This is a genomic window from Lawsonibacter celer (assembly GCF_014281125.1).
Lineage (GTDB): Bacteria > Bacillota > Clostridia > Oscillospirales > Oscillospiraceae > Lawsonibacter_B > Lawsonibacter_B celer.
In genome coordinates this window covers 307639-327120 of sequence record NZ_JACOEA010000003.1, presented here as the reverse complement: position 1 = coordinate 327120, position 19482 = coordinate 307639, and the positions used below count along the sequence as shown (strand labels likewise).

The 19482-nt window shown below is 55.3% G+C and carries 21 protein-coding genes; 8 read left to right on the top strand and 13 right to left on the bottom strand.

Going from position 1 to position 19482, the window contains the following annotated elements:
- Window positions 1-2 precede the first annotated feature (2 nt).
- From H9Q75_RS08190 to H9Q75_RS08180, 3 genes are all read left to right on the top strand, one after another.
- Window positions 3-134 (top strand): 3-keto-5-aminohexanoate cleavage protein, encoded by a 132-nt coding sequence (locus tag H9Q75_RS08190; RefSeq protein WP_186565949.1) that lies wholly within the window; start codon window positions 3-5, stop codon window positions 132-134.
- A gap of 30 nt (window positions 135-164) precedes the next feature.
- The gene (locus H9Q75_RS08185; protein ID WP_186565947.1) at window positions 165-1094 is read left to right on the top strand and encodes a 3-hydroxyacyl-CoA dehydrogenase family protein; all 930 of its coding nucleotides are present in this window, start codon (window positions 165-167) and stop codon (window positions 1092-1094) included.
- A 64-nt stretch (window positions 1095-1158) separates the two neighbouring features.
- The gene (locus H9Q75_RS08180) at window positions 1159-1767 is read left to right on the top strand and encodes a TIGR00366 family protein (protein ID WP_186565945.1); all 609 of its coding nucleotides are present in this window, start codon (window positions 1159-1161) and stop codon (window positions 1765-1767) included.
- An 84-nt stretch (window positions 1768-1851) separates the two neighbouring features.
- Here the strand turns inward: H9Q75_RS08180 and H9Q75_RS08175 are convergent, their stop codons facing one another.
- From H9Q75_RS08175 to tet(W), 11 genes are all read right to left on the bottom strand, one after another.
- Window positions 1852-3462, bottom strand: coding sequence for a recombinase family protein (locus tag H9Q75_RS08175; RefSeq protein ID WP_002569232.1), 1611 nt, complete (start codon window positions 3460-3462; stop codon window positions 1852-1854).
- A gap of 111 nt (window positions 3463-3573) precedes the next feature.
- Window positions 3574-3762: a transposon-encoded TnpW family protein gene (locus H9Q75_RS08170; RefSeq protein ID WP_002569233.1), complete on the bottom strand. Its 189-nt coding sequence runs from the start codon at window positions 3760-3762 to the stop codon at window positions 3574-3576.
- Entirely contained in the window at window positions 3759-4616 is an 858-nt protein-coding gene (locus H9Q75_RS08165) for an ATP-binding protein (RefSeq protein ID WP_186565943.1), read from the bottom strand. Before H9Q75_RS08165 ends, H9Q75_RS08170 begins: the two co-directional genes overlap by 4 nt.
- Window positions 4613-5356 carry a phage replisome organizer N-terminal domain-containing protein gene (locus H9Q75_RS08160; RefSeq protein WP_109215853.1) on the bottom strand — a complete coding sequence of 248 codons (744 nt, stop codon included), beginning with the start codon at window positions 5354-5356 and terminating at the stop codon, window positions 4613-4615. Before H9Q75_RS08160 ends, H9Q75_RS08165 begins: the two co-directional genes overlap by 4 nt.
- The gene (locus H9Q75_RS08155) at window positions 5346-5558 is read right to left on the bottom strand and encodes a hypothetical protein (RefSeq protein ID WP_005927784.1); all 213 of its coding nucleotides are present in this window, start codon (window positions 5556-5558) and stop codon (window positions 5346-5348) included. The genes H9Q75_RS08160 and H9Q75_RS08155 overlap by 11 nt, the downstream gene beginning before the upstream one ends.
- Before the next feature lie 183 nt (window positions 5559-5741).
- The gene (locus H9Q75_RS08150; protein WP_118021152.1) at window positions 5742-7364 is read right to left on the bottom strand and encodes a relaxase/mobilization nuclease domain-containing protein; all 1623 of its coding nucleotides are present in this window, start codon (window positions 7362-7364) and stop codon (window positions 5742-5744) included.
- Window positions 7336-7734, bottom strand: a complete 399-nt coding sequence (locus H9Q75_RS08145) for a plasmid mobilization protein (protein WP_034479871.1) — start codon at window positions 7732-7734, stop codon at window positions 7336-7338. Before H9Q75_RS08145 ends, H9Q75_RS08150 begins: the two co-directional genes overlap by 29 nt.
- A gap of 522 nt (window positions 7735-8256) precedes the next feature.
- Entirely contained in the window at window positions 8257-8469 is a 213-nt protein-coding gene (locus H9Q75_RS08140) for a helix-turn-helix domain-containing protein (RefSeq protein ID WP_002586615.1), read from the bottom strand.
- Window positions 8462-8884, bottom strand: a complete 423-nt coding sequence (locus H9Q75_RS08135; RefSeq protein ID WP_002586616.1) for a sigma-70 RNA polymerase sigma factor region 4 domain-containing protein — start codon at window positions 8882-8884, stop codon at window positions 8462-8464. The genes H9Q75_RS08140 and H9Q75_RS08135 overlap by 8 nt, the downstream gene beginning before the upstream one ends.
- A gap of 171 nt (window positions 8885-9055) precedes the next feature.
- Entirely contained in the window at window positions 9056-9823 is a 768-nt protein-coding gene (locus tag H9Q75_RS08130; protein WP_002586626.1) for a class I SAM-dependent methyltransferase, read from the bottom strand.
- A 50-nt stretch (window positions 9824-9873) separates the two neighbouring features.
- Window positions 9874-11793 (bottom strand): tetracycline resistance ribosomal protection protein Tet(W), encoded by a 1920-nt coding sequence (gene tet(W), locus H9Q75_RS08125; RefSeq protein ID WP_002586627.1) that lies wholly within the window; start codon window positions 11791-11793, stop codon window positions 9874-9876.
- Between the two features lie 679 nt (window positions 11794-12472).
- On the opposite strand from tet(W), the gene H9Q75_RS08120 reads away from it, so the two are divergent.
- Both H9Q75_RS08120 and H9Q75_RS08115 read left to right on the top strand, forming a co-directional pair.
- Entirely contained in the window at window positions 12473-13240 is a 768-nt protein-coding gene (locus tag H9Q75_RS08120; RefSeq protein WP_341480922.1) for a TIGR00366 family protein, read from the top strand.
- An 84-nt stretch (window positions 13241-13324) separates the two neighbouring features.
- A complete protein-coding gene (locus H9Q75_RS08115) occupies window positions 13325-13738 on the top strand; it encodes a hypothetical protein (protein ID WP_186565941.1) in 414 nt (137 codons plus the stop codon).
- A gap of 56 nt (window positions 13739-13794) precedes the next feature.
- Here H9Q75_RS08115 and H9Q75_RS08110 read toward each other — a convergent pair whose 3' ends face one another.
- Both H9Q75_RS08110 and H9Q75_RS08105 read right to left on the bottom strand, forming a co-directional pair.
- Window positions 13795-15330: a sodium/proline symporter gene (locus tag H9Q75_RS08110; protein WP_186565939.1), complete on the bottom strand. Its 1536-nt coding sequence runs from the start codon at window positions 15328-15330 to the stop codon at window positions 13795-13797.
- A gap of 213 nt (window positions 15331-15543) precedes the next feature.
- On the bottom strand, window positions 15544-16131 hold the full coding sequence (locus H9Q75_RS08105; RefSeq protein ID WP_186565937.1) for a TetR/AcrR family transcriptional regulator: 588 nt from the start codon (window positions 16129-16131) through the stop codon (window positions 15544-15546).
- A gap of 121 nt (window positions 16132-16252) precedes the next feature.
- Here H9Q75_RS08105 and H9Q75_RS08100 point away from each other — a divergent pair, with 121 nt between their 5' ends.
- The 3 genes from H9Q75_RS08100 to H9Q75_RS08090 are packed head-to-tail and all read left to right on the top strand — an operon-like array spanning window position 16253 to window position 19440.
- Window positions 16253-17659 (top strand): recombinase family protein, encoded by a 1407-nt coding sequence (locus H9Q75_RS08100; RefSeq protein ID WP_186565935.1) that lies wholly within the window; start codon window positions 16253-16255, stop codon window positions 17657-17659.
- A 37-nt stretch (window positions 17660-17696) separates the two neighbouring features.
- Window positions 17697-18125 carry an NAD(P)-dependent oxidoreductase gene (locus H9Q75_RS08095; protein WP_186565933.1) on the top strand — a complete coding sequence of 143 codons (429 nt, stop codon included), beginning with the start codon at window positions 17697-17699 and terminating at the stop codon, window positions 18123-18125.
- On the top strand, window positions 18091-19440 hold the full coding sequence (locus H9Q75_RS08090) for a sigma-54 interaction domain-containing protein (protein WP_186565931.1): 1350 nt from the start codon (window positions 18091-18093) through the stop codon (window positions 19438-19440). Before H9Q75_RS08095 ends, H9Q75_RS08090 begins: the two co-directional genes overlap by 35 nt.
- Window positions 19441-19482 lie beyond the last annotated feature (42 nt).

The following is a 19482-nucleotide window of genomic DNA, read 5'->3' as shown; positions in this document are numbered from 1 at the left end:
TGATGTACTCCAAGGGCGTGCTGGCCAAGAACAACCGCCAGTTTGTGGAGCGCGCCGCCCGCGTCATCCGCGAGTATGGCTGTGAGGTCGCCACCCCGGATGAAGCCCGTCAGATCCTCGGACTGAAAAAATAAACTGGATGCGGGCTTAAGGAGTAAAATACCATGAAAAACATCAAGTATATCCTCATCTGCGGCGCCGGCATGATGGGGAAGAACATCGCCTTTGTGATGGCCTCCAATCCGTCCTATGAGGTGGGGGTCTACGACCTGTACGACACCGATGTGGCCGCGGGCATCCGAAACAACACCAAGGAGCTCGTCGCCGCCGGTGCGATTACGGAGGAGGAGCTTGCCAGCCGTCTGTCCCGTATTTCCTTCACCACCAATATGGACAGCGAGCTAATCAGCCGCGCTGATCTGGTGATTGAGGCCGTGTTTGAGGATATGGACATCAAGCGCGAGACGTTTGCCAAGCTGGAGGCGCGCTGCCGTCCCGACACCATCTTCTGCACCAATTCCTCCGTCATGAGCCCCAGCGAAATCAGCCGCGATCTGAAGCACCGGGAGCGGTTTGTGGGCACCCATTTCTGGAACCCCGGCCATCTGATTCCACTGGTGGAGGTGGTCAAGTCCGACGCCTCCAGCGATGAGACCGCCCGGACCGTGATGGAGGTGCTCGCCTCCGCCGGCAAGGAGCCGGTGTTGTGCAGGAAGGACGTGCCCGGCTTCATTGCCAACCGGATGCAGCACGCCCTGTGGCGGGAGGCCATCTCCATTGTGGAGCGGGGGATTGCCGACGCCGAGACGGTGGACAAGGCGGTGCGCTATTCCTTTGGCCTTCGTCTGCCCCAGCTGGGTCCCATGGAGAACGCCGACCTGGTGGGGACCGACCTGACCTACAATATTCACGAGTACATACTCAAGGATTTGGAAGACACCCATGAGCCCTCCCCGCTGCTCAAGCGGCTGCGTGATGAGGGCAAAATTGGGTTTAAGACCGGCGAGGGCTTTCAGAAATGGACCCCCGAGCAGATTCAGCAGTCCAAGGATGGTCTGAATGACTATCTGGTCAAGGCGCTCTACGGGAAATAATGTCTGACTCTGAGCGCCGGACCGTGCGGCGCTGGAGAATATAAGAGAGAGGAAGCGAAACCCTATGTCAAGCAACGCCACAGCCCGTTCGAAGGGCACGCCTCTGTGGAGAGCGAGCAAGAAGTTTAGCTTTGCCGCAGAGAAGATCATTCCAGACTCCTTTGTGTTCTGTGTCATCCTGATGCTGGTGGTCTTTGTCCTGTCCCTGTGCATCGGGAAAGGCCCCCTGGAGCTGCTTACCGCATGGTGGGACGGCCTGAGCAGTCAATTTACCCTGGCGTTCCAGATGGGGCTGATGGTCATCGTCACCTCCACATGCGCCCGCAGCCCCCAGGCCGCTAGAATGCTGAACAAGCTGGCCAAATTGGTGAACAACCGCACTGCCGCCCTGATCCTGCTGATGGCCTTCGGCTACGTCACCTCCATGCTGAACTGGGCATTCTGCACCATCGTCACCCCCATCCTGGCCATGCACCTTGCCAAGCGCATCAAGGGCCTGCACTTCCCCATGATGGTCGCCGGCGGCTACGCCTGTATGATTTTGGGCCAGTGCCTTGGGCCCTCCGCCACGCTGTATTCCAATCTGGCGACCGAGGGCAGCTCCTATGCCCAGATTGTGGGAAAAACCATGAGCGTAGCCGAGACCTGCTACAATCCCATGAATATTTACTGATGTGCGATAAAGAAGTAATAGAAGTGTAAAAAATTTTGCCGTTCCTATCCGGCACTTGCGCATTGTGTCGGATAGGTCGGGCGGTTATTCGGGCAAGTCCACCTTGCCAACAAAAGAATAATAAATCTCAATGTCCTGTCTGCGGGTCTTGTTCTCGTCATAGCTGCACTCATGCACAACGATTTTCTCTACAAACTCCCGCAGCAGAGTAGGGGTAAGTTCTTCAAAGCTGGTATGCCGCCGGACAACATTCATAAACTTTTCTGCGTTCACGGTGGCTTCCTGTGCTTTGGAAAGCTCCGCTTGAATAGCAGCGGCTCTTTCTTTCAGCTCCCGTTGCTCTGCTTCATAGTCTGCCGACAGCTCTGTGAAACGCTCGTCTGATATGCGCCCGGTCACGCTGTCCTCATACAGCCGCTTGAAGATAGCGGATAACTCGGCTATGCGTTTCTCGGAGGCTTCCAGTTCCTTTTTCTTGGCGGCGTTCCTGCGTTTGCCCCCGTCCTCGTTCTGCTCAATCAAGAGTTTCATAAACCGGGCTTCATGCTTTGCCGCATAGCTGGTCACTTTCCGCAGATTGGAGAGTACACCAGCGGTCAAGAGGTCGGTGCGGATAAAGTGCGCCGTACAGTCATGGGTGCGTTTCTTGTAGTTGCCGCAGATATAACAGTCCTGCTTGCGCTTGTCCGTCTGGTATCGCTGCTGATACATCACGCTGCCGCAGTCCGCACAGAACAGTATGCCGGAGAACAAACCCACTTCATCATAGCGGTTTGGGCGTTTGCGCTGTTTGCGAAGCTCCTGCACCCGTTCCCATGTTTGGGTGTCTATGATAGGCTCGTGGTGGTTCTCGAAAATCACTTGCTTTTCCGGGGGATTTTCTACACTGTGCTTGACTTTGTAAGAAAGTTTTTCTGTCTTGAAATTTACCAGACAGCCTGTGTATTCCCGGTTTTCAAGGATATGCACTACGGTATTGGTCGCCCACTTGCACTCATAGCCGGGGTGGTAGCGGCGGGTGCTGCCCGTCCTGCGGTATTCAAGCGTTCCCGGCGTGGGGATTTGCTGCTCTGTGAGCATACGGGCTATCTTGGTCGGACCATTCCCGGCAAGACAGAGGTTGTATATCTGCTTGACTACGGGTGCAGCTTCCTCGTCAATAATGAAATTTTCGTCCTCGTCCATGAGGTAGCCATACACAGGCTTGCTTGTGATGGGCTTGCCATTCATGCCTTTTGAGCGTTTTACTGCTTTGATTTTCTTGCTCGTATCTCTCACCAGCCATTCGTTAAAGATATTCCGCAGCGGGGCAAAGTCATTGTCGCCCTGTGCGCTGTCCACTCCGTCATTGATAGCGATGAAGCGGACACCTTTCTGTGGGAAAATCATTTCCGTGTACATTCCCACTTGCAGGTAGTTTCGCCCTAACCTCGACATATCCTTTACGATAACTGTCCCGACTTTTCCGGCTTCAATGTCCGCAAGCATGGCTTGAAAACCGGGTCTTTGAAAGTTCGCACCAGAATAACCGTCGTCCGTGTACCAGCGCAGATTGGAAAAGCCATTCTGCTTTGCATAGGTTTCAAGGATACGCTTCTGATTGGAAATGGAATTGCTTTCGCCTTGCAGCTCGTCCTCATGGGATAGTCTTGGGTAAAGGGCGGTAATTGGTTGTTGGTTGGTCTGTCTTAACATAAAATCCTCCGTTTCCGACAGCCAGCCCCACTATTCCGTACCTTGATTGTACCACATGGGGCGGCTGTCTGTATAGCGGCAAAAGCGTCAAATCTGCTTCTTTATGGTCGGTCAAATCGCCGTTTTTTGTGTAGCAGCTTCCGCTTCCAGCACTTTCATCATCTTGTCGGCTGCGGTGTCGGTTGCGCCCTGCTTGAAGAAGCCGGAAACGGTAAGGACGGAGTTGCCCATGCGGATTTCCGTCACACAGTCCGGGCGGCGGTCTGTTTTGGTGGTGCTTGTCTGTTTCGTTTCTGTCATAGGCTCTCCTTTCGCTGCTTCATCAGTTGCTTTAAGCGTTCCAGCTTTTCCTGTGCGGTTTCCTTTCGGAAGTTGCTGCCCGTGAAGCGGACGGGGGCGCACATGGAAGTCAGCCTGTCATAGATACGGGCGTGGGGCGTGTCCTGCGGGTGCTGCAATTCCTCCAGCGTGAGGTTGGTCGTGGCGATCAGCGGCTTGCCGCTTCGGTAACGGCTGTCAATCACGCTGTAAACCTGTTCCAGCCCGTATTCTGTTCCTCGCTCCATACCGAAATCATCAAGTATCAGCAGAGGGTAGCTGCAAAGGCGGGAAATATATTCGTTCCTGCCCTCAAAGCTGGCGGCAAGGTCACCCAGTATCGTTGCAAAGTTTGTCATGCAGACGGCAACCTCTTTTTCCATAAGGGCGTTGGCGATACAGGCGGCAAGGTAGCTTTTTCCTGTCCCCACGCCTCCCCAAAACAGGTAGCCGATATTTTCAGCCTGCATGGTTTCCCAGCTCTCCACATAAAAGCGGGCGGTTTCGGTCTGTGGGTTTCTGCCGTTGTCATGCTCAAATGTCCAGTTCCGCATAGCGGGGTCGGCAAAGCCCCGGCGTTTCAAGTCCTCCACTGTTTCAAGGTGCTTCTGTCGGCTTTCGGCGGCTTGCTGCTTTTCACGGGCTGCCCGCTGGCAGTCGCAGTCTGTTGGGTGTCGGTCATGCCCTAACCATTGGGCGGTTTCTTTTGAAAAGTAGGCTTCTTTGGGCGTATGGCACTTGCCGCAGTATAAAAGCCCGTCCTCGCCTGTGTAGTCCTCCGCTTCGGCGGTAGTGGTTGTAATATCCGTAATCATAGCTTCAATCTCGTTTTTCATAAGCTCTCGCCCTCCTTACATGAATAATCGGGTATGCCCTGTTTCGGGGCAGCCTTGCCTTTGGCAGCGTCCTCCTGCGCCCACTTGTAAATGGTGGCTGCATGGCTCTGGTACTGCTTCCCGGTGGAAGCGATATGGCAGGAAAGCCGGTCAATATAATACTCCCACTTGTCGGGCAGCTCTGTTTTCAGCCCGGAAAGCTCTGTATCGGTCAGTATCACATTGTTGTATCTGCCATAAGCGGCGGGGGCGGGGTGTCCCGTTTCTCCCTCTCTCTCTTTTTCTATCTCTTTCTCTAACTCTATCTCTATCTCTGGTGGACGAATGTCGGACAAATGTCCGCCTTTTGTCCGGGGCGGTAAAAGTGCCTTGTTTTCCAGCCTTGCAGCCCGTTTTCTCTCGGCTTCGGTAGAGGACTGTCCTATCATCAGCTCAATATCGGTCATATAAAAAGCCCCGCTGTCAAGCTGCTCCACAAGCCCCAACTGCCGAAAAATCTCTAAAGCCCTTTCAACCGTCCCTATCTGGTGGCGGGTCAGTGTCGCTATCATCTGCGCTGTGTAGGGGATATGCTCGTCAAGCTGCAACTTCCCGCCGTTTTTCAGAGATTTTAAGTACAGCTTCAAGAGGATATTGGAATATAAAATCCCGTCTTTCATATCTTCCAGCAGCACAATGGAGTCGCTGTCAAAAAAATTCTCTTTCAGCTTGAGGTAGTAATACTTGCGGTTATCTGCCATTGTCCCTGTCCTCCTTTTTCCGGCGTTTGGAGTAGTAGCGGGGGCAAAGTATGATAACCGCCCGGAAGCTCTGCTTACAGCTATGGGTACAGCCCCGGCAGAGGTCGTTGTATGTGATACGGTCGCAGGTGGTATTCCCGACTTTTACTTGCCGCAGGAAAAAAGACCATTCCAGCCGCCGTTTCTTGCTCATTCTTGGCATGGGTGCGCTCCTTTCTGCCGTTTCCGCTGGTGTGGCGGTATCGACGGTAATTCTGTATCATCTCGGTATCATTTTCGGGGTTTTCTGCCCTGTAAGCCCGTTAAAAAATTCTTTGGTATTGCGGGTAGAGTACGGGGCAGCCCCCTTGTTCTGTATGGGTTCGGGTACATTTTGGGGTGGTTTTTATCGTTCCTGTTCCTGCCTTTTCACAGGCTTGCGCTCCCGGCGTAAAATCTGGTCGATATTGCCCTTGACAGTCTGTAAGCGGCGGTATTCCTCCCGTTTTGCCCGGTAATCGTTGTAGCCGCTGTTTTTCTCTTTGATAAGGCTTTCAATCTCTGCTTGCAAGGCTTTATAGCCCGGCAGCTTGGAAATGCCGTTCTCCCTGAAATAACGGGCGGCTGCGTCTGCTATGATAAAGTCGCTTTCGTGCTTCTGTCGGTAGGCTGCTTTTGCTTTGGCGTTTTTCTGCTGTTTCAGCCCGTCCCGGACAGGGCGGGTCTTGGAATAGGCAAGTACCTGCCGTTGCAGCTCCTTTTTCCTGTTCAGCGTCTTTTCCACCTGCTTCAGCTCTGTAAGGCTTTCCTGCATGGCGGCATAGGCGGCAGAACAGGCTTCGTCCAGTTCCTCCGGGGAGGAAAAGCCGTACTGCTGGTAGGCGGTAACGGTAGCCGCCATCTGCTTTAGGTTGTGCTTTGCCGCCCAGCGGTCATAGCCCACGCCCTTGCCCTCGGCTCGCTTGGCTTCCCGGTCAACCATGCGCTGCAAGGTGTTGTCTGCCGGGGCGGTTTTTGCGGTTTTTTCCTCCTGCAAGCGTCCCTTTTGGGTATGTGGGTATTCCGGTATGGCTTTAGGCTTTTCGGCGGCTCTGTGGGCATTCTGCGTGAGCAGGGCAAGGACAGCAGCCTTGTCAAAATCGTCCCCCAGCTTCCGGGCTGTGATAGGCTTTGTTCTGTCCGGCGTGAGGTAGGAAAGCCGCCCCCGGCTCTCCTTGACGGTCACGCCCTCCCGCAGCAAAAGGGAAGAAAACTCGTCAAAGCTGGTAGCTTGGGAAAGTGCCTGCCGTATCGTCCGGCGCAGCTTCGCCTTGTCCGTTTCAAACTTGGTGGGCTTGGTCGGTTGTCCGGCGGCTTCTCTGGCGGCGTTCTCTTTATCAAGGGCAAGCTGCCCTTTCTTTGCCGCCCAGTATTCCCGTTCTGTTATCCGTTCCTTGCTGCCGTTCAAGAGGTCGATTTGGTAAAGCCCCTCCCGGTGGCACATCTCCATAACTTCACTCTTGAAATATTCCATAGCGGCGTTGGTACAGCGGTGCTTGCAGCCCTCCCGTGTGTCGGCTGGTCTGTCCATGTAGGGCAGAAGCGGGACTTCATAAATCCGCAGGGAGTTGAGGACGATATGCACATGGATATTCCCGCTGTGGTTATGCCCGTCCGGGTGGGTGCATACAAGGGCTTGGTGTCCTGGGAAATGCTCTTTACAGAACTGCTCGCCCAGCTCCTGCGCCCGGTCTACGGTCAAGCCGTTGTCTGTCCCGTCCCGTGGGTCAAAGCTGATGATATAGTGGTGGCTTTTCACATCTTCCCGTTTTTGGTTTTTCTCATAGCGGAGATTGGCTCGCATACAGGCAACGGCGAAATCCTCGCCCCCGCAGTTAAGGGAAGAAATGCGGTAGTCCTCCCTCGGTATCAGCCGCCCGTTTTCATCAAGGGTGGGCTTCATGGTAAACTCGTCATGCTCAAATGTGAGGTAGGCTTCCGCTGCGCCATAGTCGGCATTTTTAGAGCTGATATGTTTGAATGTTGCCAACAGCATCACCCACTTTCTGCAAGACTTCAAACTTTAGGGCAGCAAGGTCGGAAACCGCCGCCCGTACTTCCCCGGCAAGCTGCGGGTAGGGACTGTGCCACTCGTTCAGCGTCCGGGCTATCTGGTTTAAGTTGCCGCCGATCCTGCCGTATTCGGCGGTCAGCTTCCCGACAGCGGCAAGCAGCTCGTCATTGACGGGGGAAACGGTTATGATGGGGCGTATGGCTGCCCCGGTTATGGCTTGCCGGATAAACTCGGCTTGGCTCATGTTGCAGGCAGAAAGCCTTTCCGCAAACTCGGCGTATTCTTCCTCGGTCATGCGTGTCTTGACTACCCGGCTGCGGTGCGGCGTGTTGTATCGTTTTCGCATGGTAAAAACCTCCTTTCGGCTGCCGCATGGCTGCGGCGGGATAAGCGGCGTAAGCCGCATAAGCAGGGTTTGGGGAAGGCACTCCCCAACAAGATTCCCGCAGGAGCAAAATGAGCGAAAAGCGAATTTTGGTACTGCGGTAGAATCTTGCTCTCCGTGACTGCAAACTTTCTCTCACTTCCGTCCGCCACTTTTTTGGAAAACTGCAACCACAAAAGTTTGTTTCTCTTTTTCTGCTACTACTAATCCTGTAAAGGGCATTCCTGCCCGCTTTCGCTAAAATGACACCGGACGCAGTGGTTTCTACCCGGTGTTGGAGAAATCCTTTCTCTTTGCCCTCTACTACGGGTAAATGCTCCAAATGCCAAACACCAGGGCAGAAAAATTCCCTCCTCGCTTACTACTACAACCGGCAGGGGGCAAAATGGCCGGGAGCGGAGCCGGACAACAAAAAAAGCAGTAAATCTTTTTCAAGACTTACTGCTTTCGCTGGCCGCGTCGGTGGCGGCTGGTATTCAGTTTTTATGACTTGTCCGGTGGTTCGTCAAGCCGGAACTTGAATTGACAGTCAATTAACCGCTGCTTTACATAGTCCTCCACCTCGGCGTTGACCTGCCCGTTCACTTTTGAGAAATAGCGGATATATCCGGCGTAGTGGAGCAGGACAGCGTTCACGGCTTCTGGGTCGCCCTCACGGGCTTTGAGGATTGTTTCATAGGGGAGAAGTCTACTCATACCGGCTCACCCCCATTTCTTCGCGTAGCCGCTGCAAGGCAAGCTGGATATGCCGCCCCGCTGTGCTGCGTGACCGGCCAATACACGCGCCGATCACGCGCTGCGGCTGGCGCAGAAAGTAATAGCGCAGGATTTCTTCCCGCGTCTGCTCCGGCAAAACAGAGATCGCGTCGGCAAGGGCGGCGTTGCAGAGCAGGACGGTCTGACCGCAGACGGTAAATGGGTATTCCTCGTCCGGCTCCGACGCGGCAAACTGGACAAACTTCTCGTTCATCAGATAGTCAAGGGAAACTTGCCGTTCCCATTGCCGTTTAAGCTTCAAAATCTTGTCCAAGGCGGCACAGCGGATAACAGTCTTGCAAAAGGCGTTGTACCTGCGCTGGATATATTCTTGATAGGCTATCTGGTCGGTCATGGAAATTCCCCTTTCTGAATAATAGTGCGGGGCGGTGGCACTTCTTGCTGTCGCCCCTTGATTGCCTACCAGCAAAGGCGGGCGGGGCTGTCAACGGCTGCGCATATGCGCCGTTCATCTTGACCGTTGACTGGCTCGGCTGGGTTTGCTATTTACCCGACAAACTTGAATTTATTTTAAGCTATCACGTTTTACCTTCTTAAGCCTTACTATCATTACCATAGGAATTTCTTTGTTGGTTTTAAAACATTCTTCATAAAATCCATCAATGACAAATCCAGCTCTAAAACAAAGGTTAAAAATATCTTGTATGGAACGATGATAATAAATCTGCTCTTTCGGTTGCCCTTCAATCGCTATATCATAGTAACTGTGCGGTGTCATATATTTTTCAGTCAACGTGACAAAACAAGGGTGTTGCGTTGCAAAGACAAAAATTCCGCTTTCCTGCAACAGTTCATAAACAGCCATAAGAAGTGGTTCAATATCCGTAATATCCATAATTGCCATATTAGAAACTGCTTTCGTAAAGGCTCGATTTCTTTTTAATTCTAATATACTTTTTCTATCGGTCGCATCCGCCACACAAAATTCAATTTGTTTTGCATATTGTGATTGCCGTCTTTTAGCCAATTCTATCATTTTTTTGCTGTAATCAAAAGCGACAACCGAAGCGCCTCTTTGTGCAAGATACGAAGAATAATTTCCATTGCCACACGCAATATCCAAAATGTAATCCGCAGGATTAGGAGATAGAAGTTCCGTTACTTTGGGACGCACTACCTCTCTGTGAAATTCATTAGATTCGTCACCCATTGCATTATCCCAAAATTGTGCGTTCTCCTCCCAGATTTTTTTACTTTCCTCTGTTCCCATGTTCTCTCCCACTCCCCAAATTTGCTTTTTTGCTTCCATTAAATCTTCCTTACTATATTCCATTGTTACCCTCCATAACTTCTGATTGTTGCCGTCTTGACGATTATGTATCTTTACATTACCTTCTGAAACATATGGCGCACCTTGTCCAGGCGGCTGTTTGGACGGCGGGGCTGGATGACCGGCTGACCGACAGCGGCCTGATATCCTTTCAGCTCTGTAAGGCATACGCTCCGCCCGTTGGTGTAAAAGGCCAGATCAGTACGGTATGCCTGTATACAGCGGGCGGGAATCTCGCCAGTAAAGACAACTTCATCCTTTTTTACCTGGGCCGTTTCGATGGTGGCACAGTATTTCGGTGCATCATGATAAGCCCTGGAAAGGTATTCCTGGGGCGCATAGAGGATGAAGGAGAGATAAGGTTCCAGCAGCTGCGTCCCCGATTCCTTCAATGCCTGTTCCAATACAATCGGGGCCAATGAGCGGAAGTCCGCCGGCGTGCTGACCGGACTGTAATAAAGCCCGTATTCAAAGCAAATCTTACAGTCCGTTACGTTCCAGCCGAACAAGCCCTGCTCCAGCCCGTAACGGATACCATCCCTGACAGCGTTTTGAAAACTCTGGTTCAAGTATCCCAGCGAAACCCGGCTCTCGTATTGTACACCGGAGCCAAGCGAGAGTGGTGTAACAGACAGTCCTATGGATGCCCAAAACGGGTTGGGCGGCACCTCGATATGGATGGTGTGGCTGGCTGCTTTGAGCGGCCGCTCCATATAAATGACGGAGGGTTCCTTTACCACTGTTTCAAGCTTGTATTTTTCCGACAGCAAAGCGGAAACAACCTCCAACTGCACCCGGCCCAAAAAAGAAAGAATGATCTCATGGGTGATGGAATCCACTTCGCAACGCAAAAGCGGGTCAGTATCCGCAAGTTGCGTAAGAGCGTCCAGCAGCCGTTCTCTTTGCGCTGCCGTTTTCGGCGCAATCGTCGTCCGCAGCATGGGGAGGGGGTCCTCGCGCCACCTTTTACGAGGGAGCCGGGTTTGGTCCCCTAATACATCGTTTAACCTCACGCTGTCGCTGGGAAGGATAACAATTTCACCCTGATAAGCGGTGTCTGTCCGAACAATTTCCCCTTTGGATGGAATACGCATCTCTGTGATTTTCAGCTTTTCTCTCCCGGCCAGGGCCACCGTATCCCGCAGGCGCAGCGTTCCGCTGTATAACCGTAGATAGACACGCCGCTGGCCGCAATCGGTGTACTCAACCTTGAAAACGCTGCCGCATAGGGCGGCGCCCCCCTGTTCCCCAATCGGTTGGAACAGCCCTGTCACCGCATCCATCAACGGTTGAATGCCAAGGCCATTTTTGGCGCTGCCATGATAGACTGGGAACAGGGAGGCGTCTTGAACCCGCTGCTGTTCCTCCCGCGCAAGTTTTTCCCGGCTGATTGGTTCTCCTGCGATATACTTTTCCAATAATTCATCGTTATTTTCGATGACCGCATCCCATGCTTCTATGTCGGTATTTTCCTCCAGGACTATTTCCGGGGACAGCGACACCGTCTGCTTGATGATAATATCGGCGGAGAGCTTATCCCGAACAGACTGAACCACGCTCTGCAAATCAACGCCAGCCTGGTCGATCTTGTTGATAAAGATAACGGTGGGAATGTTCATTTTCCGCAGGGCATGGAACAGAATACGGGTCTGGGCCTGCACGCCATCTTTAGCGGAGATCACCAAGATGGCCCCATCTAAAACAGCCAAAGAGCGGTACACCTCCGCCAAAAAATCCATGTGGCCGGGCGTATCCACAATGTTAACTTTACATCTGTGCCACTGGAAGGAAGTGACTGCCGCTTGAATGGTAATCCCACGCTGCCGCTCCAAAAACATGGTGTCCGTCCTCGTTGTCCCTTTTTCGACGCTCCCCGGTTCTGAAATGGCTCCGCTGGCATATAGCAGGCTCTCCGTCAAGGTCGTCTTTCCAGCGTCTACATGGGCAAGAATTCCAATATTGATTATTTTCATGTGATTGTCCTCCCTTTACAGCCCCAAAGGGCATAAAAATCCCCAGCAGTAAAATACTTTTACCACTGGGGATTATAAGTTGCGGACATACACATATACAGCATACACCTGTTTGTGATTGCTGTTTTTGGGGATATGTCAAAATTGATAAGGCAAAAGTATTCTTAAATTGGGTACAAAAAACTAAGCCCCTACAAAAGGAGCTATCATAATCCTTTGTTCCCACTATTTGATTATAGTTTTATTTAAGAATACCTTGCCGCATATTTTTTACTCCTTTTCTGGATTAAATCATTGTATCACATCAGTTTTAGGAAAGCAAGTACCTAAAAGAAATTTTTCTTCCCCTTATATGTAACAATCATACCGGCTTCCTAGCGTTCAGAATGTTTTCTGCTGTCTGCTGTGGTGTTTGGTTGGAATTGTCCAACCAAAAGCCGATCCGTGGTGTTGTCTGCATTTTACTAAATACAAATTCAATGTATACAGAAAGATATAAGGAGTGGGAGGGATTCCGCCGTAGTTGGCATTGTAGGAAAATCCAAAAGTTTAGATTTTCCCACAATGCTTATCTTTTGGTCTTTGGTTCGGAATAGTGTAGTGCTGGCGGTCTATCTCTTGTTTTCGGTTGCTTGCTTCCTTACCGTACATGAGCATTATCCTCTGGGTTGTCCTGGCCGTGGTATTCATCCTGCTGGTGCTTTTCACTCAGCCCGGCAAGGATGAGCTGGTGGAGCTGGGCGACATTGCCACCGAAGCCGATGTGGTGCCGGAGTCCTACAAGAGCACCAAGAAGCCCGAAAACGCTGCCGAGCACATGAATGCCTTTAAGCCCTTTATGTGGATTACCGGCGCTTTCATCTTCGTCTACATTGTGTACTCTGTGGCAACCAAGGGCCTGCTGGGCGCGCTGAACATGAACCTGGTTATCTTCCTGTTTGTAGGCATTAACTGCTTCCTGTTCCCCGAGCCTCATCAGTGGATTGAGGCCCACAAAAACTCCATGCACCTGGCCACCGACGTCATGCTCCAGTTCCCCTTCTACGGCGCCATCATGGGTATGATGTACATTGACGGCGGCTTGGGCTCTGTGCTGATCAACGCCATGATCTCCGTGGCCAACGCCCAGACTATGCCCATCTTCTCCTTCCTGTCCGCCTGTGTCGTAAATCTGTTCATCCCCTCTCAAGGCGGTCAGTTCACCGTCCAGGGCCCCCTTATTGTGGAGGCTGCCAAGGCTATCCCTGGTACTAACTTGGTCAACTGCCTGAACGCCTTTGTCTATGGCGACGAGTGTACCAACCTGCTCCAGCCTCTGTATGTCATCCCGGCTCTGTCCGTAGTCGGTATGAAGCTCAAGGATGTGTGGGGCTTTATGGCCTTTATCTGTGTATTCTGGGTAGTGATTGTCTGCCTGGGCCTGTATTTTATCCCCATGTTTATCTGAGCACCTCTCTGAATCAAAGTAAAACTATCAAAGGGAGAACCGTTTGGTTCTCCCTTTGACGCACCGAAAGAAAGGAGCGCGCTTATGCCCGCTGTTGTTATGGCAACAATTACCCGGGTTATCACTCAGGGCTACGCCGAGGCTGTCCTCTGGGAAAACGGGGAGCCCGGTAAGGAGCGCTGCGTTGCGGAAAACTTGGAAAAGGCCAAGCGGGGCGATGTGGTGGAGCTCAAACCCGCCAAGCCCTGGAAAAAAGCCCGCGGCGAGTGGCTGCCCTATCTGGTGGTGCCACTGTTCTTTGTGATCGGTATGCTCCTGGAGCGGGGTGGCGCGGGGGCAGAGCGCCTGCTCTCCGGCGGAATCCTGGCCCTGCTGGGCTTTTTGTTGATCTGGCTCACTACTCGGCGTACCCGGATGCGCCGGGCCATGCGCTACGAGGTGGTCTGCATTGTACAGAAAGCGCGTGACCCATGGCTGGGAGAGCAGGGCGAAAAATAGCGTAAAAGCCCCCCGGTGCGGCGATTGTCCGCACCGGGAGGCTTTTTGCAGATATATCAGCGCCGCACAGACTCGAATTCGCGGACGACCTCTTTCGACGGGGGTGCGGTGAGGAGGGAGACCACCACGATCGCTGCGCAGGCAACCAGAAAAGCGGGCAGCAGCTCATAAATGGCCCAGGCTCCACCGAGGCGGGCGACGCCGTACTTCCAGATAAACACCATGGCGCCGCCGGAGACCATGCCGGCCAGGGCGCCCCACTTGTTGCTCCGCTTCCAGAACAGAGACATGAGCATGACCGGGCCAAAGGCGGCGCCGAAACCCGCCCAGGCAAAGGAGACGATTTTGAAGACCGAGCTGTTGGGATCCCAGGCCAGAAGAATGCCGATGACGGCGATAATAATTACTGTGGCGCGGGCAGCCAGCATGGCGGCCTTGGCGCTGAGCTTTACATGGAAAAAGTCCTGCATCAGGTCCTGGGACACGCTGGAGGCGGCTGCCAGCAGCTGGGAGTCCGCAGTGGACATGGTACTGGCCAGAATGCCGGCCAGCACCACGCCGGCCATGAGAGCAAGGAGCACGCCGTGCTGGCTCATCAGGTCAGACAGGCGGACAATAATGGTCTCAGACTCGGCGCTGGAGGAGAGGAAGGGGATTTTTCCGGCGGCAGAGACGCTGTAGCCGATGATGCCGATCAAAATCGCAATGAGCATGGAGATGACCACCCAGATGGAGGCAATGCGGCGGGAGGTCTTGAGCTCATCCTCGTGGCGGATGGCCATAAAGCGCAGGAGGATGTGGGGCATGCCGAAGTAGCCCAGACCCCAGGCCAGGGTGGAAACAATGCTCAGCCCGCCGAAGGAGGAGGCCGTCCCGGCCGCCGCGTTATACCCCTGGGTCATATTCAGATAGCCGGGCAGGGACTTGGCGTTTTCCGCCACCACGTCCCAGCCGCCCGCCTGCTGCACGCCGAAGATCACGATGACGATCAGGGCGATGGTCATCACAACGCTCTGGATCAGATCCGTGGTGGATACGGCCAGGAAGCCGCCCAGCACCGTGTAGCCGATGATGACAATGGCGCCGATGATCATAGAGGTGTGATACTCCCAGCCGAACAGACTGTTGAACAGCGTGCCCACCGCCTTGAAGCCCGAGGCGGTATAGGGGACAAAGAAAATTAGGATAATCAGGGCGGCGATGCAGGAGAGCGCCCGGCGGTTGTCCCGGTATCGGCGGGAGAAGAAGTCCGGGAGAGTAATGGCGCCCAGACGGTCGGAGTAGCGGCGCAGACGCTTGGCCACAATCAGCCAGTTGAGATAAGTACCTACCGCAAGGCCGATGGCGGTCCAGCCCACCTCGGCCACACCGCACAGATAGGCCAGGCCGGGCAGCCCCATCAGCAGATAGCTGCTCATATCGGAGGCCTCCGCGCTCATGGCGGTCACGATGGGGCCCAGGCCGCGCCCGCCCAGATAGAACTGGTCGGAGGAGTCGCCGCTGCCTTTCCGGCTGAAATAGACGCCGACAAGGACCATTGCCACCAGATAGATCACAATGGCCGCAAGGATACAGATTTGTGCTGTGGTCATATAGAGAACCTCCCCAAAGACAGATTTCTCTGACCGGATGCGCCCCACACAAAGCGCAGACGGCGGGAAATCGGAATTATCCGTTATCATATCACGACAAAAAATAGAACGCAATACAGAACAGTGTATAGACTATAGTCTATACACTGTTCTGTATTATGGAAGAAAATATAAGAAAAAGGAAGGGATAAAGACAAGACGGATTTTAGGAGGCTAGCCTGGAAGGAAACCGCTCAAAAAATGGGGCAGAACCTGAGCGGCGTAATCCCGCAGGTTATATTCCCCGCCGCACAGGCACCAGTCATACAGAAGGGCGCGCTCGCACAGGGCGTAGAGCTTAACCAGCTCATTGACACTCCGTTTGGAGGAGAACTGTCCGGAGGACTGCCCGTCGGCAATAATGCGGCGCAGCAGGCGGTAGTAGGTGCGCTTGTGGTCCAATAGGTGCTTTTCACCGCTGGTCACCAGCTGGGTGGAGAGCAGCCGGGAGAGCAGCTCCAAGGAGACGCTGTCCTCGATCATGCCGAAAAGCTCACTGTTGAGAAAAAGAAGCTGCTCCATGGCGGGCATAGCTGGGTCCATGGTCTCCCGCAGGGCCTCATACTTTTCGTCGAACAGGTCGCTCAGGGTGCTCAGCAGGGCGTCCTTGCCGTCAAAATAGTGGTAGAAGGAACCCTTGGAGGTGCGAGACAGATCGATGATTTCCTCCACCGTGGTGTGCTCGTACCCCTGCTCATAAAAGAGCTTCCAGGCAGCGCTGACAATCTTGCCCCGGGTATTGCGGGCGGATTTCCTTGCCATAAGTCCCCGTCCTCCTCCTCTGTGTGAAGCGTATGATATCGTATTATACCGTTTTTTGTCCCCGGAGGCAATTCCTTTCCCCTGGGCGCATAGGTTCTGGAGTGGAAAGGGGGTATGCGCCGTGGAACAGGCAAAGCTGCGGGTGGCGGCCTACTGCCGGGTGTCCACCGACCGGGAGGACCAGGCCAATTCCCTGCGCAGCCAGCAGCGGTATTTTCAGGACTACATTGACGCACACCCGGGATGGAGCCTGGCGGGGGTCTATGCGGACGAGGGGGTTTCGGGCACCAGCACCCGCCGCAGGCAGGCGTTTCAGCGGCTGCTCCGGGATGCGGAAAACGGCCGGCTGGACCTGATCCTGACCAAGGAGGTCTCCCGTTTTGCCCGAAATACCGTTGACACATTGGAATATACCAGAAAATTATTACAGATAGGAGTGGGCGTACGCTTCCTCTCCGACCATATCGACACCAGGGACAACGACGGGGAGCTGCGGCTGACCATCATGGCCAGCATGGCACAGGAGGAGTCACGCAAGACCTCCCAGCGGGTAAAGTGGGGGCAGCTGCGGCGGATGGAGGCGGGGGTGGCCTTCGGCAACGACAGCACCTACGGCTATGCCACTCAAAAGGGACGGCTGTCCATCCGGGAGGGGGAGGCCGGAGTGGTGCGGGAGGTCTACCGGCGGTTTCTTCAGGAGGGCAAGGGGACCTATGTCATTGCCCGGGAGCTGAATGAGGAGGGGGTGCAGCCCCCCCGGGCGGCTGCCTGGTCCTCCACCATGGTGCTGCGGTTGCTGCGCAACGAGAAGTATGTGGGCGATCTGCTGCAGAAGAAGTACATTACTACCGACTATCTCACCCACCGGAAGGTGGAAAACCGGGGCATGGAGGAACAGATCTATCTGCGGGACCACCACCCGGCCATTGTGGAGCGGCCCGTCTGGGAGGCGGTTCAGGCCGAGCTGGCCCGGCGGGCGGCGGCGCGGGGAGAGGGCAGCCGCTATTCCGGCCGCTACTGGTGCTCCGGCAAGCTGACTTGCGGCCTGTGCGGCGGCCGCCTGACCTCCCGTATCCGCCGCCGGAGGGACGGCAGCGCCGTCCACACCTGGACCTGCGGCGGCCGGACCGGGGAGGAGCGCTGCACTCTGGCCCCGGTGGAGCACGAAATGCTGACCGCCTGCGCGGCGCAGGCGCTGGGGGAACGGCCCGCGCCACCGGAGGAGGACGCCGCCGGCCATCTGGCGGAGCGGCGGGCCCGTCTGGTGGCACGCCGCACCCGGGCGGTGGACGCCTATCTGGCGGGGGCCATTACCCGGGAGGAGCTGGCGCTGGCGCGGGAAAAGTACGAGCGGGAGCTGACCCGCCTGGACAAGCGGGCGGCGCAGACCTCCGCCGCCCCGGCGGCCGGAGAGCGGGAGCTGGCCGCGGCGGTGGAGCGGGCGGTGGTCTACCCGGACCGCCTGGAGCTCCGGCTTTGGGGGCGGCGGGATCCGATCGTGCTCCCCAGGCCGGGCTGTTATCGCTAAGGCGGTACCTACCGCAGAGGGGGCCGTTCAGATCGCCATGGAAGAGCTGCCCATCACCCTGCAGGAGGCCAACGTGCTCATCCTGGGCTATGGCCGGCTGGGAAAGGTGCTCGCCAACCGGTTTGCCGCCCTGGGGGCGCGGGTGGCGGTGGCTGCCAGGAAGTGCTCGGATCTGGCCTGGGCGGAGGCCTTTGGCTATGAGAGCGTGCCCATGGGGGAGCTGGCGGGCCGTCTGTGCCGCAGCGACCTGGTCATCAACACCGCGCCCGTCCGCCTGCTGGGGGAAGAGGAACTGGAGGACCTGCGCCCAGGGAGCCTGGTCATCGACCTGGCATCAAAGCCGGGCGGGGCTGGTGTGGGATTTATGATAAAAGGATTGCACTTGGCTGCCCACTCCGATACAATAGGAGGCACAGAGAGGAGAGGGTCCTATGCAGCTCGGCCAGGATGCCCGCAGCGCTTTTGACGCCATGCGGGAGGGGATTACCATCATCGACACCGAGGGCACAATTGTCTTCGGCAATAAGGCCTATCGGGAATTCCTCAACAATGAGGCCGGCGGGGACGTGGGGCCGATTGAGGGCTACCGCCTGCGGGACCTGCGCCCGGGCGCCCGTCTGCCTGACGTGCTGGAGGAGGGGAAGCCTATTCTCCACCTAACCCGGAAAGAGATCCAGGACTTTTACTTTGTCAACATGTACCCGATCTATCAGGAGGGGACCCTGGTGGGCGGCCTTTCGGTGGTCACATTCCTGGAGGACGCGTACCGAGCGCGGGAGGAGCTGGAGGCCATCGAGCTGCGCAGCCGCCAGGTGCTGCGGTCGATCAGCAAAGCGAATGGTGCCCGATATACCTTTGACGACATTACGGCGGTCAGCCCCGCCTCCCGGCAGGTTAAGCAGCGGGCGGAGAGGATTGCCGCCACGGACGCCACGGTCCTGCTGGAGTCGGAGAGCGGAACAGGCAAAGAGCTCTATGCCCAGGCGATTCACAACGCCAGCCCCCGGCGGGACAGCGTATTTGTGGCCATCAACTGCTCCAACTTCAACGCCAATATTTTGGAATCAGAGCTGTTCGGCTATGCGGAGGGGGCCTTTACCGGCGCAAAAAAGGGCGGGAAAATGGGCCTGTTTGAGGCCGCCGACGGTGGCACGCTCTTCCTGGACGAGATTTCGGAGATGGACGTGGCGCTGCAGTCCAAGCTGCTGCGCGCACTGCAGGAGCGGAGGATCCGCCCGGTGGGCGCGGTAAAGGAGGCGGAGGTGGATGTGCGGGTGATTGCCGCCTGTAACGCGGACCTGGGCGCCTATGCGGCAGCCGGAAAATTCCGCAGCGACCTGTATTACCGGCTGAATACCTTCCCGATCCGGATCCCGCCGCTGCGGGAGCGGGTGGAGGATATTCCTGTTCTGGCTAGAGATCTGCTCGCCGGACTCTCACGGAAGCTGCACCGTACCCTCCGGATTACCGATGAGGCCATGCAGGCACTGTGCCGCCACACCTGGCCGGGGAACGTGCGGGAGCTGCGCAACGTGCTGGAGTTCTCCTCCTATCTGACCCAGGAGGGGGTGATTGGACTGGACAATCTGCCCGATGACCTGAGCCGTCTTGGAGAAAAGCCGGCGGCCGCCTCACTGGCCCAGCGGGTACGGGAATTTGAACGCCGGGAGATTGACAAGGCCCTGGCCCGTCACGGAGCCACCACTGAGGGCAAGCGCAAAGCGGCCGCCGAGCTGGGGATTTCCCTGGCCAGCCTCTACAATAAATTAAATGAAAAATGATTCTAAAAAACTGGAATTGTATTCTTGAATTTTAGAAAGACC